Source organism: Oleiphilus sp. HI0117 (assembly GCF_001635235.1).
In genome coordinates, this window is sequence record NZ_LWGA01000242.1 from 1 (window position 1) to 267 (window position 267).

The window sequence follows — 267 nt, forward strand, 5'->3', positions numbered from 1 at the left end:
TCAGGCTCAGGGCTTAGGTCATGAATTTCGCTCAGGTATTCTTGAAGTGCTGGAGGCGGTTCTGTCTTGTTTAAAGAATTTTCGTTTTCTGTTGGTTCATCAGTGTTATTTGATTCTTGTTGATCCGAGCTTAAACTTTCCTCGACTTCCTCGACTTCCTCGACTTCCTCGACTTCCTCGACTTCCTCGACTTCCTCGACTTCCTCGACTTCCTCGACTTCCTCGACTTCCTCGACTTCCTCGACTTCCTCGACTTCCTCGACTTCC

1 protein-coding gene is annotated in these 267 nt (G+C 47.9%); it reads right to left on the reverse strand.

Translation table 11 applies throughout. From position 1 onward, the window contains the following. Window positions 1–267, reverse strand: a 267-nt coding sequence (locus tag A3757_RS27480; protein ID WP_231878199.1) for a hypothetical protein, incomplete at both ends; no start/stop codon positions are given.